Below are 15,631 nucleotides of genomic sequence, written 5' to 3' on the forward strand. Positions count from 1 at the left end.
TGTCTGTCACCCTTCCCTCTGCCGGGAGGGGCGCCGGGTTGATCCAGCCCGCAGGGCTTGCCCGACCTCAGATAGGGCTTATGGTCTTTGAGTAATTATTCCGCCATAGCCCGCGCAGGCGGGCTTTGCCCTGGTTAGCCGAGGGCTTATGGTCTTTGAGTAATTATTCCGCCATAGCCCGCGCAGGCGGGCTTTGCCCTGGTTAGCCGAGGGCTTCAGCCCCACGGCTAGCGCAGTATAGCGGATTTAATTTTCAATCTCCATCAGCCCGCTGGAGGCGCACAACGATGGAACGCTCCAGCCAGGCAAGGGTCAACGTATCTGAGAACTGCTATAAATGCTCAATCTTCCTCCGCCCGCCGTCGCCGCACGCGGGCGGGGACGCCCGCGCACCCAGGACGCACGTGCTTCAATCATTCCGCCCATCGCTCCAGGCGGTGAGAACGCCATAGCCCGCGCAGGCGGGCTTCGCCCTGGATAGCCGAGGGCTTCAGCCCGACGGCACGCGGTGCATAGCGGATTTAATGCTCAATCTCCATCAGCCCGACGGCACGCGGGCGAGGACGCCCGCGCACCCAGGACGCACGTGCTTCAATCATTCCGCCCATCGCTCCAGGCGGTGAGAACGCCACAGCCCGCGCAGGCGGGCTTCGCCCTGGATAGCCGAGGGCTTCAGCCCGACGGCACGCGGTGCATAGCGGATTTAATGCTCAATCTCCATCAGCCCGACGGTACGCAGGCGAGACGCCCGCGCACCCAGGACGACCGCGCACCCAGGACGCACGTGCTTCAATCATTCCGCCCATCGCTCCAGGCGGTGAGAACGCCATAGCCCGCGCAGGCGGGCTTCGCCCTGGATAGCCGAGGGCTTCAGCCCGACGGCACGCGGTGCATAGCGGATTTAATGCTCAATCTTCCTCCGCCCGCCCCACACTCCCCCCTTGCCCGCGTGCGGGCGAGGGGGGCAGGGGGGATGAGGGGGAAAACGCCTCCAGCACCAGCCGCCGGGTGCGGTACTCGCCGTACTGCCGCAGTTCCTTCTCCTTCAACACCCGAAACGTCTCGCCGGGGAAGTCGGGTCCTTCCACGTCGTGCGGGTCAAGGATGTAGCGCAGGTCGTCGCGGGAGACGCCGTACAACCGCGCGATGCGCGCATCGAGCTCGGCGCGGATGCGCGCGCGCCGGTCGTCGTTCCAGATGAACGGCGGCGGCGGCGCGGCGTCGTCCGCCGTCGCCGCAACGACGGCGGCGGCAATCTCCGGCGGCGTGCGCGCAGCGCAGGCGCGCAGGTTCTCCGCGTGCTGCGCCAGGATCGCCGCCCGCAGCCCCGCATCCGCCTCCGCCCAGACATCCGCCGCGAAGGGCTGCACGTCCCACGCGGTGGAGACCAGTTCCACCACCCGCGGCACGATGAAGGCGATGTCCGCCGCGCTGAACGCCTCCGGCGGCAGTACGGGGAGTTGGGTCAGATAGGTGTAGGTGAGATGCGTGCCGCCGATCTTCTGCCTGGTGATCCAGTCAAAGATGAGACTGTTGACGACTGCCAGGAAGCAGGCTGCCAGATCAGCGCGCAGCGTCTGGAACAGCATAAGCGGCACGGTATGCCCCACCCCCACGCGCGGCAGCAGGCTGAAAATGGCGGTGCGCTCATTCGTGGCATTGGTAATATCGCGCCACCCCAGCAGCCAGCGCCGTTCCCAGCGCCCCGCCAGGCGCGCCTCGACCTCGGCGGCGGGAACCAGGTAGCGCGGCGTGATCGTCCACGTCGGGTCGGCGAGTTCGGCGGCGGTCGCCTCGCGCGGCGCGCCGCCGTCGTAGGTCGCCCAGCGGTGGGTGAACTGGTGCAGCAGCTTGGCTTCGTAGAGCGGCAGGTGATCGCCCCATCCCGCCCTCGCTTCCGCCGGCGCGGGAACCGGACGGAACAGGTGGCTGTCGCTGGTCATATTGAACAACCCCTGACGGAAGGTAACTCCCCATGGACTCTCTCCGGTCGTTTCGTTGATCAGCACCGGGACGCGGGCGTAGATTGCGGCGGTCAGGTCGGCGTCGCGGCGGGTGCGGAAGAGCGGCGCGGTGCGGGTGTTGGGGTTGATGCGCGCCAGGTCGGTAGGGGTGAGCGAGAAGACGCGCCGTTCGTCGCGCAGGTGCGCCACGCGCGTGGCGAAGAAGACGAAGCGCGGGGCTGCCTGCGCCGCGCCGATCGTCAGCAGGCTGAATTTGTAGCGACTATCCACATCGGCGAAGAGTTTCTCGCGGTTCTCGAAGTCGTACAGGCTGATGATCTGCTGGCGGGCGATCAGGTCGCCGAAGAAGGCTTTGGCGCCGTCGTCGGTGGCAATGCCGGTCGGCACGATGATCCCCGCCCGCCCGTCAGGCGCGAGCAGGGTGCGGCTCAGTTCGGCGAAGAGCGCGTAGGTGTTTAGCCGCCCAACTGCCGTAAGTGAGAAGCGCCCGCTATTGTGGATGAATCGACTCTCCGCCTCAGCACGGTAGAGCGCCGCGTCGTACTGCGCGATGCGCCGCTGCTGCTCCGGCGTTCCCCGCCGCCAGGCGGCGATCTGTTTTTTGCGGGCATCCCCAGTTGGTGCATCGCGGATCGCCGGAATATCCACGAAGTGCTCGCGCTCAATGAGATTAAGCATCTCCCACGGCGGGTTGCCCAGCACCACGTCGAACCCGCCGCGGTCGGCGAAGACCTGGGCGAACTCCAGCTCCCAGTGGAAGAAGCCGATCTCCTGTGCCAGTCCCCCTGCCAGCAGCGCCTTCTGGCTGGTCGGATCGGCGTCGATGACATCGGCGCTCGTCGGAACCCACGGCGCATTGGCGCGCGTCAACGGCTGGAAGAACGCCGCCGTCCACAGGTCGTAGCGGGCGCGCTCCCGCAGGTGCGCCCGGCGCAGGTCGGCGTAACGCGCGGCGCGGGCGCGCACCGCCGCCACACTCTCGTCCGGCAGGTCGTCAAGCGCCGCCAGCGCGCGCGCCAGGGGCGTGTCGGTCGGTTCGTCGGCGAACATGCGCTCCTGCACGGCGCGGTCGCGGGTGTACGCATCGCGCTCCGCGCGGTTGCGTTTGCGCAGCTCCGCAGCGATCCCCTTCTCGTCGCCGTGGATCGGGCGGTACGCCTCGTCGGGGATGCCCTGCGCCACCAGGGCGCGCGTGGCGCCGACGAGCGCGTTGCCGCAGCGGATGTGGTGGTCGAGGAAACTGAGCGGCAACCCGGCGGCGTGCCCTTCGATCCACAGCGCCAGTTTGCACAGGTCGACCGCCAGCGGGTTGAGATCAACGCCAAAGATGCAGCGCCGGATCACGTCGCGCACGGCGTGGCGAAACTGCGCCGGCGACGGCTCATCATCGCCAGCGCGGATGCGCGCCAGTTCGCGCCCCAGGCGCCGGGCGGCGGCGAGCAGAAAATGCCCCGATCCGCACGCCGGGTCGCAGACGCGGATGGAGAGCAGCGCCGCTTCGCGCGCAGCAGCGTCGCGTCCGGCGGACGCCAGGCGCTGCGCCAGCACCGGTTCCAGCGCGCTGGCGATCAGTTCCTGCACCAGTTCCGGGCGGGTGTAGTAACTGCCGGTCGTCTTGCGTTCCGTTCCGGGGATCAGGTCGAAGCGCACGTCGGGTGATCCCGCCGGGGCGTGGGCGATCACCGGGCGATAGTCGAGCAGCGCCTCGTAGACGCTGCCGAGTTCTTCGACATCGAGCGCGCCGTAGTTCACCCGGCGCAGCGTCCGGCTCTCCGGGTCGTGGTAGAGCGCGAGGGCGCGGATGGCGGCGAGCAGGTCGGCGTTCGCCATGCGGGTCTCCGCCGTCAGGTGGGGGCATGCCGTTTCGCTGAAGAGGTCGCCATCGAGCGGCGCGATCGGGAAGCGATGGCTGACGCTCCCCTCAAAGATACGGAAGGCGGCGAGCAGTCCGATCCAGAGGTCGCCGTACCCGCCCTCGCCCGCCGACGCTGCGACGCCGGCATGTTCCGCCAGCCGACGCAACCGCGCCATACTGTAGTGCGCGTGGTAGATGGCGAGCGCGCGGTCGGCGTCACCTTCCACCCCCCCGAACCCCCCCGCACGCGGGGGGGACTGGGGGGGTGCGGCGGCGATCAGGGCGCGCTCCTCGGCGACCATCAGGAAGAGGAGGCGGTAGACCAGGCGCAACACCTGGCGGTAGAACGCCTGCGGGGTCAGGTCGCCGCTGGCGAGGGCGCGGCGCAGGCGCTCATTGGCGGGGTGGCGCAGCAAGCCGTTGGCCAGCGTCTTCAGCGCCTGCTCCACCCCGTCGCGCAGGCGGTCGCGCACCCGTCCGCCCTGTGCCAGCGCCTGCTGATGGTAGCGTTCGAGCCAGCACTCCGGCGCATCGGCGGCGCGCTGCGGCAGGCGCGAACGGTGGAGCAGGCGATAGAGCAGGGCGAAATCGCTGAACCGTTCCCCCTCCAGCATCGCCTGGAGGTCGAACTCGACATACGTCGGGCGGGTGAAACGCGCCGATTCGCGCAGCAGGCGCAGGCGCACGCCATTGGTCACGATCCCCCACAGGTGGTCGGTCGCATTGAGGTACTCCTGCACCAGCGCGTGGGGCGACAGGCGCACCCCCCCAGTCCCCTCCGCGCGCGGGGGGGTTCGGGGGGGTGAGGGCGGGCGCACATCGAGGCTGACGCGCACGCCGGTGATATGGATCGGCGGCGCGTCGTCGGCGTCGCCGGCGCGGTGCGAAATGGCATACGTGCGCCCGGCGACGACGAACGCCTGGCGGTTGCGCTCCAGGGTATAGCCGAGGATGCGGAGGAGGGGGATCGCCCAGTAGTCGCGGGTGAGCGCGGCGGCGGTCGAATCGTGGGGCGGCAGATCGGCGAGGTGCGTCTGAAAGAGCGCCCACTGCGCGCGCGCCGCCTGCCAGGCGGTCGAAATACGGTCGGAGAGGGTGCGCGTCCGCTCCATGCCGAAATCTTCGGGACGCTGCCCGTCCACCGCGCCGGCGGCAATCGCGTCCAGGATGTCGGCGGGCAACAACCCGCCCTCGGTGATGATGGCGTTCATATCCTGTAAGTCTACTGCATTTGCATTCCCGCGCCTTTTGCCCCTCATCCCCCCGCGCCCCTTCTCCCACACGGGGAGAAGGGGGAGTTTGGGCGTTCTGATGGCTGAAACGGAAGATGGCACGCAGGGGCTTGCCAAAACATCTCCCCCTGTGCGCATCCCCCCCGCCCCCTTCTCCCACACGGGGAGAAGGGGGGTTGGTCGTCCTGATGCGTCACACTGCGCTCGCCGGCGCAGGCGGGCTTCGCCCTGGCTAGCCGGGGGCTTATGGTCTTTGAATAAATAATCCGCCATAGCCCGCGCAGGCGGGCTTCGCCCTGGCTAGCCGGGGGCTTATGGTCTTTGAATAAATAATCCGCGCTCGCCGGCGCAGGCGGGCTTCGCCCTGGCTAGCCGGGGGCTTATGGTCTTTGAATAAATAATCCGCCATAGCCCGCGCAGGCGGGCTTCGCCCTGGCTAGCCGAGGGCTTCAGCCCCACGGCTAGCGCGGGATAGCGGATTATAGCAGTTCTCAGATACGTTGACCCTTCTTCGTGCGCCTCAGGCGGGCTGAAGCCCTATCTGAGGTCAGGCAAGCCCTGCGGGCTGGATCAACCCGACGACCCCTCGGCAGAGGGAAGGGTGACGGACACGCCAGCCCCGCAGGGGCTTCCACGCATTCAGGAAGGGCTTTAGCCCGCACGCGCTGCGGTCGTCCAGGGAGGTTCAACCTCATATGAGAACTGCTATAATCAGGTCGCCAGCACCGGCAACAGCACATACACCCCCAGGATGTCGGGCGGTCCGGCAGGCGTACAGGCACAGCGTCGTTGCGTCCCGCCGATCTGCGACCAGACGCGCATATGAGATTCACGCAGGCGCAGCGCGCGTTCGCGGCTGATCTGGTCGAGCGCGGCGTCGAGCGCGGGCAATGCGTCGAGGACGGCGCGCAGCGCGATCAGGCGCGCATCGCGGGGCAGATTTTCGGCGGGTTGCGCTGTTTCGAGCAACGCCAGCGCCTCCGCCTGATCGAGCCAGGTCAGGCTGGCGGGGCTGCCGCGAAAGCCGGTCACGATCAGTTCTTCGGCAAGGAGCGGCTGCGTATCGCGCTGATGCCCATGCTCGATCAGCATCCGCACCCGCAGCAGCAACAGGCAGGTGCGTTTCGTCACTGCGCGGGTGCGGATCACCCCTGATCGAGCGGCAACCGGCATGGCATCGGCAGGCATCATCCCGGCGGGGATCAGCGCAGTTTCGAGCAGATAATCGGTGAGCGCCACGACCAGCGGATGGTTGCGTTCGAGCGCCTCGACCCCTGCGGGCGCCGGTTCGGTAAAGGTCACCAGCAGGTTCCGGTCGGCGTCAGCCAGGTGCGCAACCGGTTCACGCACCGGGGCGGGCAGGCGCGCCAGCGGCACAGCGAACACCGGCGCCGTCGCACCACGAATGCCGCTCACCGGCGTCAGCGCCGCATTCAGGCGGGCGCATGCCGCAATGACGAAACGTTCGACAGCCGCCGGATCGCCAAGCGCGGCATCGCTCTCTTCCAGTTCACGCGCCACCTCTTCCGGCTTGATGCGCCGCTGCGCAAAACGGGTGCGGCTCTCCTGCTCCCGGCGCGTCGCCCGATCCCACGCCAGTTCGATCCGCTGCAACTCCTGCGATTCGTCGAGCAGCGCCGCCTGCCGGTCACTATCGAAGAGGGTGAGTTGATCGACTGCCGGTTGGAACAGTGCCGCGATCAGCGCCTCAACGACCGTGCCGCTATCCACCGGCAACGGCACGCTGATGCCGAGCGTCTTATGAATGCGCACCGCCTTGCGCAGCAACACCTTCATCACCGCCTCGTCCATGGGGTTGTCCTGCCCGTAGATCAACACCGTGCGCACAACGGCGCTGCGCTGCCCATAGCGGTCCACCCGCCCCTCGCGCTGTTCCAGGCGGTTGGGGTTCCACGGCAGGTCGTAATGCACCACCGCATCGAAACTATGTTGCAGATTGATCCCCTCGCTGAGGCAATCGGTCGCCACCAGGATGCGCCGGGGACTGCGTTCCAGTTCGGCAATCATCATGTCGCGCTCCTCCTCGGAGCGTTCGCCGGTGACCGACATCACCCGCACAGCGGGAATGCGCTCGAACTGCCGCGCCAGTTCCGCCGCAACATAATCGGCAGTGGCGATATAGCGGCAGTAGATGATCGGATTGAACCCATCATCGATCAGCGTCTGGATCAGCGGGATCAACCGCTGGAGTTTGGGGTCTTCAGCGCCGCGCAGGGCGGCAGCGCGCGCCGCGAAGCGTTCCAGGCGGGCGCGCTCGCTGCGGGATGGACTGGAATCCGTTTCGGCGAGCAGGTCTGCCGTCTGTGCTGGCTCCAGGTCGTGCGCCTGCTCCTGGTCGGTCGGATCGATCACGAAGGGGCGGATGAGATCGGCGTCGAACCGCTCGTCGTCGGCATCGGTCAGGCGCAGCGGCGCAGCGACATCCGCAGCGCGCAGGCGCAATGCGCGTTCGGCGGCAGCCGGACTGCTCATCACGCACCGCAGCAAGGCGAGCGCCGCCCAATAGCGCGCCCGGCGTCGCCAGCGCAATTGCGCATCGGAAGCGCGTCCGGCAGCCGGTGATGCATGGTCGGCGCGCACCTGTTCGCGGGTAAACGCGAACACATCATCGAACAGCGCGCGGTACGCCGAAGCGCGCGGCAGAGCATACGTCACCTCGGTCGACTCGCGTTGCGGGAAGGGAGTCACATCATTGCTGCCGAGCCAGCGTTGCACATCGGCGCGGCGGCGCTGCACAAAGTGGCGCGCCAGCCGGTCGCGTTCCGCATCGCGCAACTGGTCGAGGTCGAACGCAGCGAACTCCGGATCGATCAACCCGATCAGGCGGGCAAAGGCGTGCTCCACACCGGAGTGCGGCGTCGCCGTCAACAGGATCAGATGCCGGTCGGAGCGCGCGGCAAGATCGCGCACCAGCGCATAGCGTTGCTGTTGCGCGCCGTCCCCCATGCCGATGGCGGCGTGCGCCTCATCGACAATGATCAGTTCGGGCGCGGCGCGCAGGAAACTATCCCGGCGGCGCTCATTTTTGACATAATCGATACTGACAATCGTGAACGGGAAATGTTCCCAGATGCTCACATCGCCGCGCGGCAGGCGACGTTCAAGCGCAGCGGCGGTACTGGCGCGCACCACCGTGGCTTCGAGCGCAAACTTATGCTGCAACTCACGCTGCCACTGATCGCACAGATGGGGCGGGCAGATCACCGCCATCCGCGCAATCTCACCGCGGTCGAACAGTTCACGGGCGATCAGCGCCGCTTCAATCGTCTTCCCGATCCCCACATCATCGGCGATCAACAGGCGCACCGGGTCGAGACGCAGCGCCATCAACAGCGGCACAATCTGATAGGGACGCGGACGAAACCCCAACCGCCCCATACAGCGGAAAGGACCGGCGCCGCTGCGCAGGCTCAGGCGCGCCGCATCGCGCAGCAGCGCCCCACCCTCGAAATCCCCCATCGCAGCCGGGTCGGGCGGCGCAAACGACGCCGGGCGCACATCGTGCTCTTCGAGCGGCAGGAAGACGCCGCATACCCCGGATGCGCGCCCGCCGAGCGGACGCAACAGCAGCAGGTCATCGTCCTGCGAGGGGAGCACCACCCATTCGCGTTCGCGACAGCGTACCAGTGAACCGACTGCAAACCGGGGCATACTCCTGAAGCCTGTTCTGTTTTAGAAACCACGGATCGTCGCAACGAATGTGGTTAGAAGAACCCATGCCGATCGGTCGCATACCTGCCCATCCGTGGTTGAATTATAGCAGTTCTCACAGAGGTCGAACCTGTTGAACAGGGTTGAACCCTGTGAACGCTGTGCCGCTGCGGTGAAATACCCTCTTGACTTCTGTGCATAAGTGCACCGCAGAGACGCGGAGCGCGCAGAGAACGCCAAAAATGAAACGCAGTTCGCTGCGCCAGGCAACAGACAATTTTTCTCTGCGAACTTTGCGCCGCTGCGGTAAAATATATCTGAAGAAACGACGGATGAGCACGGATATGACGGATGGACACGGATGCTGCCAGGAAAAACCCGGCGCCGCTCCGTCGCATCCGTGCCAATCTGTGTTCTCTTTCATCCGTGTTGAATTCGTTCCGCCAGCAACCGCAGACCATTCGCCACGACGATCAGTGTGCTCCCCTCGTGCCCGATAACGCCAAGGGTCAGAGGAATGGCGCCGAACATGGCGAAGACCATCAGCACCGCTATCACGGTAAAAGCGAATGCCAGGTTCTGGCGCACGATGGCCCGCGCGCGCCGCGCCAGCCGCAATGCCCCCGGCAGACGACTCAGATCGTCGCTCATCAACAGCATGTCGGCGCTCTCCAGCGCCACATCGGTCCCGGCAGCGCCCATAGCCACGCCGAGCGTCGCGCTTGCCAGCGCAGGCGCGTCATTGACGCCATCGCCGATCATGGCGACCGGTCCGTAGCGTTGCTCAAGTTCGCGCAGCACGGCGACTTTCTGCTCCGGGAGCAACTCAGCGTGCACCTCGTCCACACCGAGCGCCTGCCCGATCGCCTGCGCCACCTGATGATTGTCGCCGGTCAGCAGCACCACCCGCTCGATGCCGGTGCGCTTCAACCGGGCGACTGCCGCCGCTGCTTCGGGGCGCACTGTGTCGGCGATTGCAATGATGCCCCACACTGTGCGCCCGCTTCCCAACGCCACGACCGTTCGCCCCAGTTCCTGCTGTGTAGCGATCTGCTCCATCAGGTCTGGCGACAGGTCGAACAGCATCGGGCGTCCAATCGTCAGGCGCTGCCCGTGGATGGTTGCCGCCGCGCCGGCGCCGGTCAACGCCTCGAAGCCCGACGCCTCGATCACCGGCAGACCGCGCTCATCGGCGCCGCGCACAATAGCCCGCGCCAGCGGGTGCTCCGACGGGCGTTCGATGGCGGCTGCCAGCGCCAGCAACCAGCGCTGTTCGGGTGTCAACGGTCCGATCTGGTCATCAGGGATCGCTTGCGCCGGATGTTCTGGTGCATCGACGCCGATAAACGCCTCTTCCAGGCTGGCAGGGGCGCCATCGACCGGAATGACCGCCACGACGCCAGGGCGTCCGGTGGTGAGGGTGCCGGTTTTGTCGAACGCCACGACCCGCACCTGCGCTGCTGCTTCCAGGTGCCGCCCGCCTTTGAACAGAACGCCGCCGCGGGCTGCGGAAGCAAGCGCAGAGAGGAGCGCCGCCGGGATTGAAATGACCAGGGCGCACGGCGACGCCACGACCATCAACGTCATCGCACGGTAGAGGGTTGTCTTCAGATCCCATCCCAGGAACAGCAGCGGAACAATGATCGCCAGCAGCGTCAGCCCGACCACCGCATAGGCATAGTACTGACCGATCACCCGGTCGGTGAAATCCTGACTCTTCGCCTTCTGTTCACGCGCCTCGCGCACCACCTGCACGATCCGCGCCAGCGTCGAGTTTTCGACGGAAGTCGTTACGCGCACCTCAAGTGCGCCCTGCCCGTTGATCGTCCCGGCAAACACCTTCGCACCGGGTCGTTTCTCAACCGGCATCGACTCGCCGGTGATCGACGCTTCGTTCAGCGCCGACTCGCCGCGCACAACCACGCCATCAGCGGGGACCTGCGCACCGGGGCGCACCAGCACAATCTCGCCGACCTGCACCTCCTCGACCGGCACGCGAACGAGAGTTCCATCGCGGTACACCTCCGCTTCTTTCGGCGTCATATCGAGCAGTGCACGGATGGAAGCGTGGGTGCGCCCCATCGCATATGTTTCGAGCGTACCAGAGAGCGAAAACAGGAACATCAGAATAGCGCCCTCGCGGGGTTGCCCGACAATCGCGGCGCCAACCGCTGCAACAATCATCAAAAAGTTGACATCGAACTGACGCTTGCGCAGCGTTTCCCAGGCCTCCTGGATGCTGTAGAACCCGCCGCTGGCATACGCAACGGCATACGACAGCCAGGCGACCCATCGTGGCAGCGTCGTGAAATCCTCGACGACCCAGCCGACAATGACCATCACCAGGGTCAGCGTGGTCAGGCGGATCATCCAGGGCAACGCCGCCAGTTCCGCCTCTTCCGGCGTCAACGGGCGGGTTTCGGCGGGCAGCATGCGCAGCGTCGCACCGGCGCTGCGGGCGAGCGCCTCGATATCTGCTACATTGACGCGACCGCCGTCATACCGCAAGGTCAACACACGTTCCTGCTCGTCGTAATGAACGGCAAGCACCCCAGGGCGGGTGCGAAGTTGGGTGATGAGTTCTTGGGTTGACATCTATGCATCCCCCTCCTGTTGAAGGACACGACGATCTTCAGGGTCCAGGCGCGCCAGCAGGTCATCTCCCAGGCGCGCAAAAATCCGTTGAGCGAACAGTTCCATCCAGACGAACTGATGGGCAAGCGAGACCATATTCGGGTTGGTCGTGACCGTTGCCGACGTCGTGGCATGACCGCTGGCAATCAGGCACTCACGGTCATCCGCCACGATAATCAGCGTTTCTTCCATCTGATGCAGCGTGGTTTCGAGGTGCGGATGCCGCACCACCTGACCGAGATCAAAAGCCGCGTTTCCGGTCAGGATGACGCCAAGTCGCACCCCGCGCGCGTGCGCGTCGGTCAGCGCCGCACGCAGTTCAGTAACGTCGTCGTCGGTCAGCACCAGCATCAGTTCCACCTGCGCGCGTTCGATCATTTCGCGAGCATAGTGCAACGCCTCCCGGCGACCGCTAAAATTCCACAGCCTGCCTTCGTCGCGCGGGCGGTAGAGCGGCACCAGGCTGGCGCGCAGTTCGGCGACGCGCTGACGCAGCCCCTGCTCATACCGGTCGAGCAGCATATCGGGCGACACCGGGCGATAGAGTGTGGCTTTCTCATCGAAACTCTTCAGCACCGCGCCGCGCGCCTCGAGGCGTCCCAGCGCCTCATAGACCATCGAACGCGGCACGCCGGCCAGTTTCCCGACCTGATAGCCGGTGACCGGATGTTCGTGGAGCAGCGCCAGGTAGACCTTCGCCTCGTACTCGGTGAAACCAAGCGCCGTCAATTGTTCGATCACGTCCATAGTCGTTTGTTTCCTTACTAGTAGTTAGATTATAAACGACTATTGAGAGATGTCAAGGGGGGAGTTTTAGCAAGGAGGTGTGATTGACGTATCCTTGTTGAGTTGCTATACTTGTACCCCGGTTTTCTGGATAGTCACACATATAGGGAACAATGCCCGTACATCGACGCATACTGATCATCGGCCTCGATTGTGCTGAACCCGAACTGGTGTTCGACAAATGGCGCAACGAACTGTCAACGATAGATAGTCTCATGCGGCAGGGTGTCTACACACGTCTGGAGAGCTGCATTCCGGCTATCACGGTACCCGCCTGGGCCTGTATGATGAGTAGCCATGATCCGGGGCAACTAGGTATCTACGGTTTTCGCAATCGTGCCGATCACAGTTATGCTCGAATGAGCGTAGCAAACTCTCGTTCGATCACTGTTCCGCGTCTGTGGGATATACTCGGCAGGGTGGGGCGCCGTGTTGGTGTGGTTGGCGTTCCTCAGACCTATCCCGTCACATCTGTTAATGGCGACCTGGTCAGTTGTTTTCTGACGCCCAATGCACAAGTGCAGTTTACATATCCGCTATCCCTCAAGCACGATATTGCTCGCTGGATTGAGGGCGAATTCTTGATGGATGTGCCGAATTTTCGGTCTGAAGACAAGGAATCCATCCTCAAGAATATCTATCGAATGACGGATCAGCATTTTACTGTTTGCAGGAGGTTGTTGGAGCGAAAGCGGTACGATTTGTTTATGACGGTTGATATGGGAGTAGATAGAATCCACCATGCCTTTTGGAAACATATGGACCCTCGACATCCCAAGTACATCCCAGAAAGTTCGTTTGCGTATGCTATTCGCGATTATTATCGTTTTGTCGACGAAAAGATTGCAGAACTATTAAGACTGGTTGATGACGATACTATTGTGCTTATTGTCTCTGATCATGGCGCGAAAGCGATGAAAGGTGGTTTTTGTTTGAACGAATGGCTTATTAATGAAGGTTATCTGGTACTGACTGAATATCCCGATACCCCGATGTCACTTGAACAATGTCGCGTAGACTGGTCGCATACACATGCATGGGGTGCAGGTGGATATTATGGTCGTCTTTTCCTCAACATTGCGGGCCGTGATCCAGATGGTATTGTTGCACCGGGCGATGCAGATCGATTGCGTAGTGAAATTACGACAAAACTGGAGTCATTGCTCGATCATAACGGAACGATAATGGGAACACGTGTATTTTGGCCCGAAGCGATCTATCATGAAGTTCGAGGTTTTGCTCCCGATCTTATTATCTATTTTGGTGATCTGAACTGGCGATCAGTAGGAAGCATCGGAGGGAAAACATTATACACTTTTGAGAACGACACTGGTCCTGACGATGCTAATCATGCACAATATGGCATCTTTATCCTCTACGACCCGCGGCAAGCGGGTGGTGGACGTTATATCGACACCATGAGCATTTACGATGTTGCGCCAACCTTGCTTCACCTTCTTGATATGCAGGCGCCATCCAGTATGATAGGAAAGGTGCGGGATCTGTGGGCTTGAGCGTTTCTGTCGTTATTCCCAGTCTCAACTCTCTGATGATCGACCAGGTGCTTGCTGCGCTTCGCACGCAGAATACACCGCCGGATGAGATTCTGGTCGTTGGTCTGGATAGAGCAGGTTTGGTCAAAGAGGACGCTCAGGTACGGTTAATCTCAACTGGCAGGCCGGTCAGCCCTGCACAGGCGAGGAATCTGGGTGCACGCAGCGCACACGGAGATGTCATCTGTTATATCGATGCAGATTGTATTGCTGCTCCTGACTGGACCAGGCAGCTTCTAGCGCACCATGCTCGCGGCGCTGAGATCGTCGGCGGTAGTATTCTGGTTGAGCGCACCCATTACTGGCAGTATTGCGACAATCTCGCTGCATTCGCCCCATTTCTTTCGGTGAGTCCTCCCGGTCCTCGTCCATACCTGCCCAGTCTCAATTTGAGTATTCGCCGTGCATTGTTGATGAAGTTTGGCGGTTTTGACGAACGATTCACGTTTGCTTCCGGCGAGGATACCGACCTGTGCTTTCGGTTGCGACGCGCAGGTTATACACTCTGGTTCGAACCGCAAGCGGTTGTTGTGCATCGTCATATGCGCGCATCTCCTGGTGATTTGTGGCGTCATCTCTATATGTACGGCAAAGTGTATGCTGAGATCTATCCCCACTACCCGGATCTTCTTGGTGTCTGGCGACGAATGCGTGCGAGCATCGCCTTTCCAGGCGCACTGCGTTTGCTTGGTCCAGCGCTTGCTGCCTTTGATTGTGTCGAACGTCTGATCCGCTGGCCCTATCTATGGCGCTATCTGGATGCTACTCCTGCACTGTTGCTGGCATCGCTCGCGTGGTACCATGGCGCGGCAACAACTCTTCAGATGCAGCAGCATACAAACGTGGTCGGCAAGGTATGAAGGATGTATGGACGATCTTTACACCGAATCAGGCGCTACAATTTCTTGATCAGGTGCGCATCATAGAAGACGGCGTCGATCAGGAGATTCGCAGTTCTGCACCCCGGGAATTATCCCATTATCGTCTCATCCATACGCGAACATGGTTGCGTGCGCTTCATGTCATTCGGCGAGTGTTTCCGGTGATCGATCGCCCGTTGCGTGTTCTCGAGCTTGGCGCATCTCCTTATTTTTTTACGGCTCTGCTGGCTCATCATATTCCATGCGAGATTGTTGCCTCGACACTCCCGGCGTTGACCTGGCCCGGTGAACCACTGGATATCCGTCCGTACCCTGTGGTTCTGGCGTATGGTCGTGATCAGCAGCGCTTTCATTTTCAAACGTGGACGTTCAATATCGAAAAAGACCCATTTCCCTTTGCCAGTGCTTCGTTCGATCTTGTCTTGTGCATGGAAGTGATGGAACATCTCACATACTGTCCATCGCACACTCTTGCTGAAGCGCACCGTGTTTTGCGTCCTGGTGGGAAAATATTGATAACAGTGCCAAACTACCTGCGATCTCAGCGAATCCTTCAGGTTGCACTCGGCCGACCCGACGATTTTCCCTATGTAGGTACCGGTATACAAGGGCGTCATCAACGTGAATTGACGTATGATGAAATGAAGATATTACTGGAGGCTTGTAACTATCGTATTGATTATCTTGATGTTGAAATTGTCTGGCCATGGGAACCCGCTATGACGCTGCCGGGCAGAGTGCTGGCAGCCTTGTTGCACGGATTTTTACGTCTGCCAATAGCATATGCCCGCAAGCGCCGCGAGTTGATCATTGCTTTGGCAACACCGATCGGTGAACCACGGTTGGGATACCCGTCCCAACTTTACGATGATCCGACGGCGTTTCCACAGCGCCTGCCAGTTTGAGGGAGGAAGCTTTTGCCAGCACCGGACAACATTCTGGCGCGATATGCTGCAATGTATCGGTTAATTCACGATAGCGCGCTTACCTTCTTACAGGCGTGGGAACGAACGCAGAGTCCACTCAGGGTTTTGGAAATTGGCGCAGAGCCATA

At 62.7% G+C, this 15,631-nt stretch carries 7 protein-coding genes; 3 read left to right on the plus strand and 4 right to left on the minus strand.

What is annotated here, in order from left to right:
• Nucleotides 1-908: 908 nt before the first annotated feature.
• The 4 genes from ROSERS_RS02370 to ROSERS_RS02385 form a co-directional block, all read right to left on the minus strand.
• Nucleotides 909-5,030 (minus strand): Eco57I restriction-modification methylase domain-containing protein, encoded by a 4,122-nt coding sequence (locus tag ROSERS_RS02370; protein ID WP_011955242.1) that lies wholly within the window; start codon nucleotides 5,028-5,030, stop codon nucleotides 909-911.
• Nucleotides 5,031-5,762: 732 nt separating this feature from the next.
• Nucleotides 5,763-8,723: a helicase-related protein gene (locus tag ROSERS_RS02375; RefSeq protein ID WP_011955243.1), complete on the minus strand. Its 2,961-nt coding sequence runs from the start codon at nucleotides 8,721-8,723 to the stop codon at nucleotides 5,763-5,765.
• A 420-nt stretch (nucleotides 8,724-9,143) separates the two neighbouring features.
• A complete protein-coding gene (locus tag ROSERS_RS02380; RefSeq protein WP_011955245.1) occupies nucleotides 9,144-11,318 on the minus strand; it encodes a heavy metal translocating P-type ATPase in 2,175 nt (724 codons plus the stop codon).
• Nucleotides 11,319-12,104, minus strand: a complete 786-nt coding sequence (locus ROSERS_RS02385; protein ID WP_011955246.1) for a TrmB family transcriptional regulator — start codon at nucleotides 12,102-12,104, stop codon at nucleotides 11,319-11,321. It abuts the gene before it with no gap.
• Between the two features lie 152 nt (nucleotides 12,105-12,256).
• Here ROSERS_RS02385 and ROSERS_RS02390 point away from each other — a divergent pair, with 152 nt between their 5' ends.
• Genes ROSERS_RS02390 through ROSERS_RS02400 form a run of 3 tightly spaced genes read left to right on the plus strand, consistent with a single transcriptional unit; the run spans nucleotide 12,257 to nucleotide 15,482 of the window.
• Nucleotides 12,257-13,657: an alkaline phosphatase family protein gene (locus tag ROSERS_RS02390; RefSeq protein ID WP_011955247.1), complete on the plus strand. Its 1,401-nt coding sequence runs from the start codon at nucleotides 12,257-12,259 to the stop codon at nucleotides 13,655-13,657.
• On the plus strand, nucleotides 13,654-14,556 hold the full coding sequence (locus tag ROSERS_RS02395) for a glycosyltransferase family 2 protein (protein WP_157040940.1): 903 nt from the start codon (nucleotides 13,654-13,656) through the stop codon (nucleotides 14,554-14,556). Before ROSERS_RS02390 ends, ROSERS_RS02395 begins: the two co-directional genes overlap by 4 nt.
• On the plus strand, nucleotides 14,553-15,482 hold the full coding sequence (locus ROSERS_RS02400; protein WP_011955249.1) for a class I SAM-dependent methyltransferase: 930 nt from the start codon (nucleotides 14,553-14,555) through the stop codon (nucleotides 15,480-15,482). Before ROSERS_RS02395 ends, ROSERS_RS02400 begins: the two co-directional genes overlap by 4 nt.
• The last annotated feature ends 149 nt before the right edge of the window (nucleotides 15,483-15,631 follow it).

This window comes from Roseiflexus sp. RS-1 (genome assembly GCF_000016665.1).
Classification (GTDB): domain Bacteria; phylum Chloroflexota; class Chloroflexia; order Chloroflexales; family Roseiflexaceae; genus Roseiflexus.

Coding starts and splice junctions, on each gene's coding strand:
- ROSERS_RS02370 (WP_011955242.1), bottom strand. CDS start 5,030: ATGAACGCCATCATCACCGAGGGCGGGTTGTTGCCCGCCGACATCCTG.
- ROSERS_RS02375 (WP_011955243.1), bottom strand. CDS start 8,723: ATGCCCCGGTTTGCAGTCGGTTCACTGGTACGCTGTCGCGAACGCGAA.
- ROSERS_RS02380 (WP_011955245.1), bottom strand. CDS start 11,318: ATGTCAACCCAAGAACTCATCACCCAACTTCGCACCCGCCCTGGGGTG.
- ROSERS_RS02385 (WP_011955246.1), bottom strand. CDS start 12,104: ATGGACGTGATCGAACAATTGACGGCGCTTGGTTTCACCGAGTACGAG.
- ROSERS_RS02390 (WP_011955247.1), top strand. CDS start 12,257: ATGCCCGTACATCGACGCATACTGATCATCGGCCTCGATTGTGCTGAA.
- ROSERS_RS02400 (WP_011955249.1), top strand. CDS start 14,553: ATGAAGGATGTATGGACGATCTTTACACCGAATCAGGCGCTACAATTT.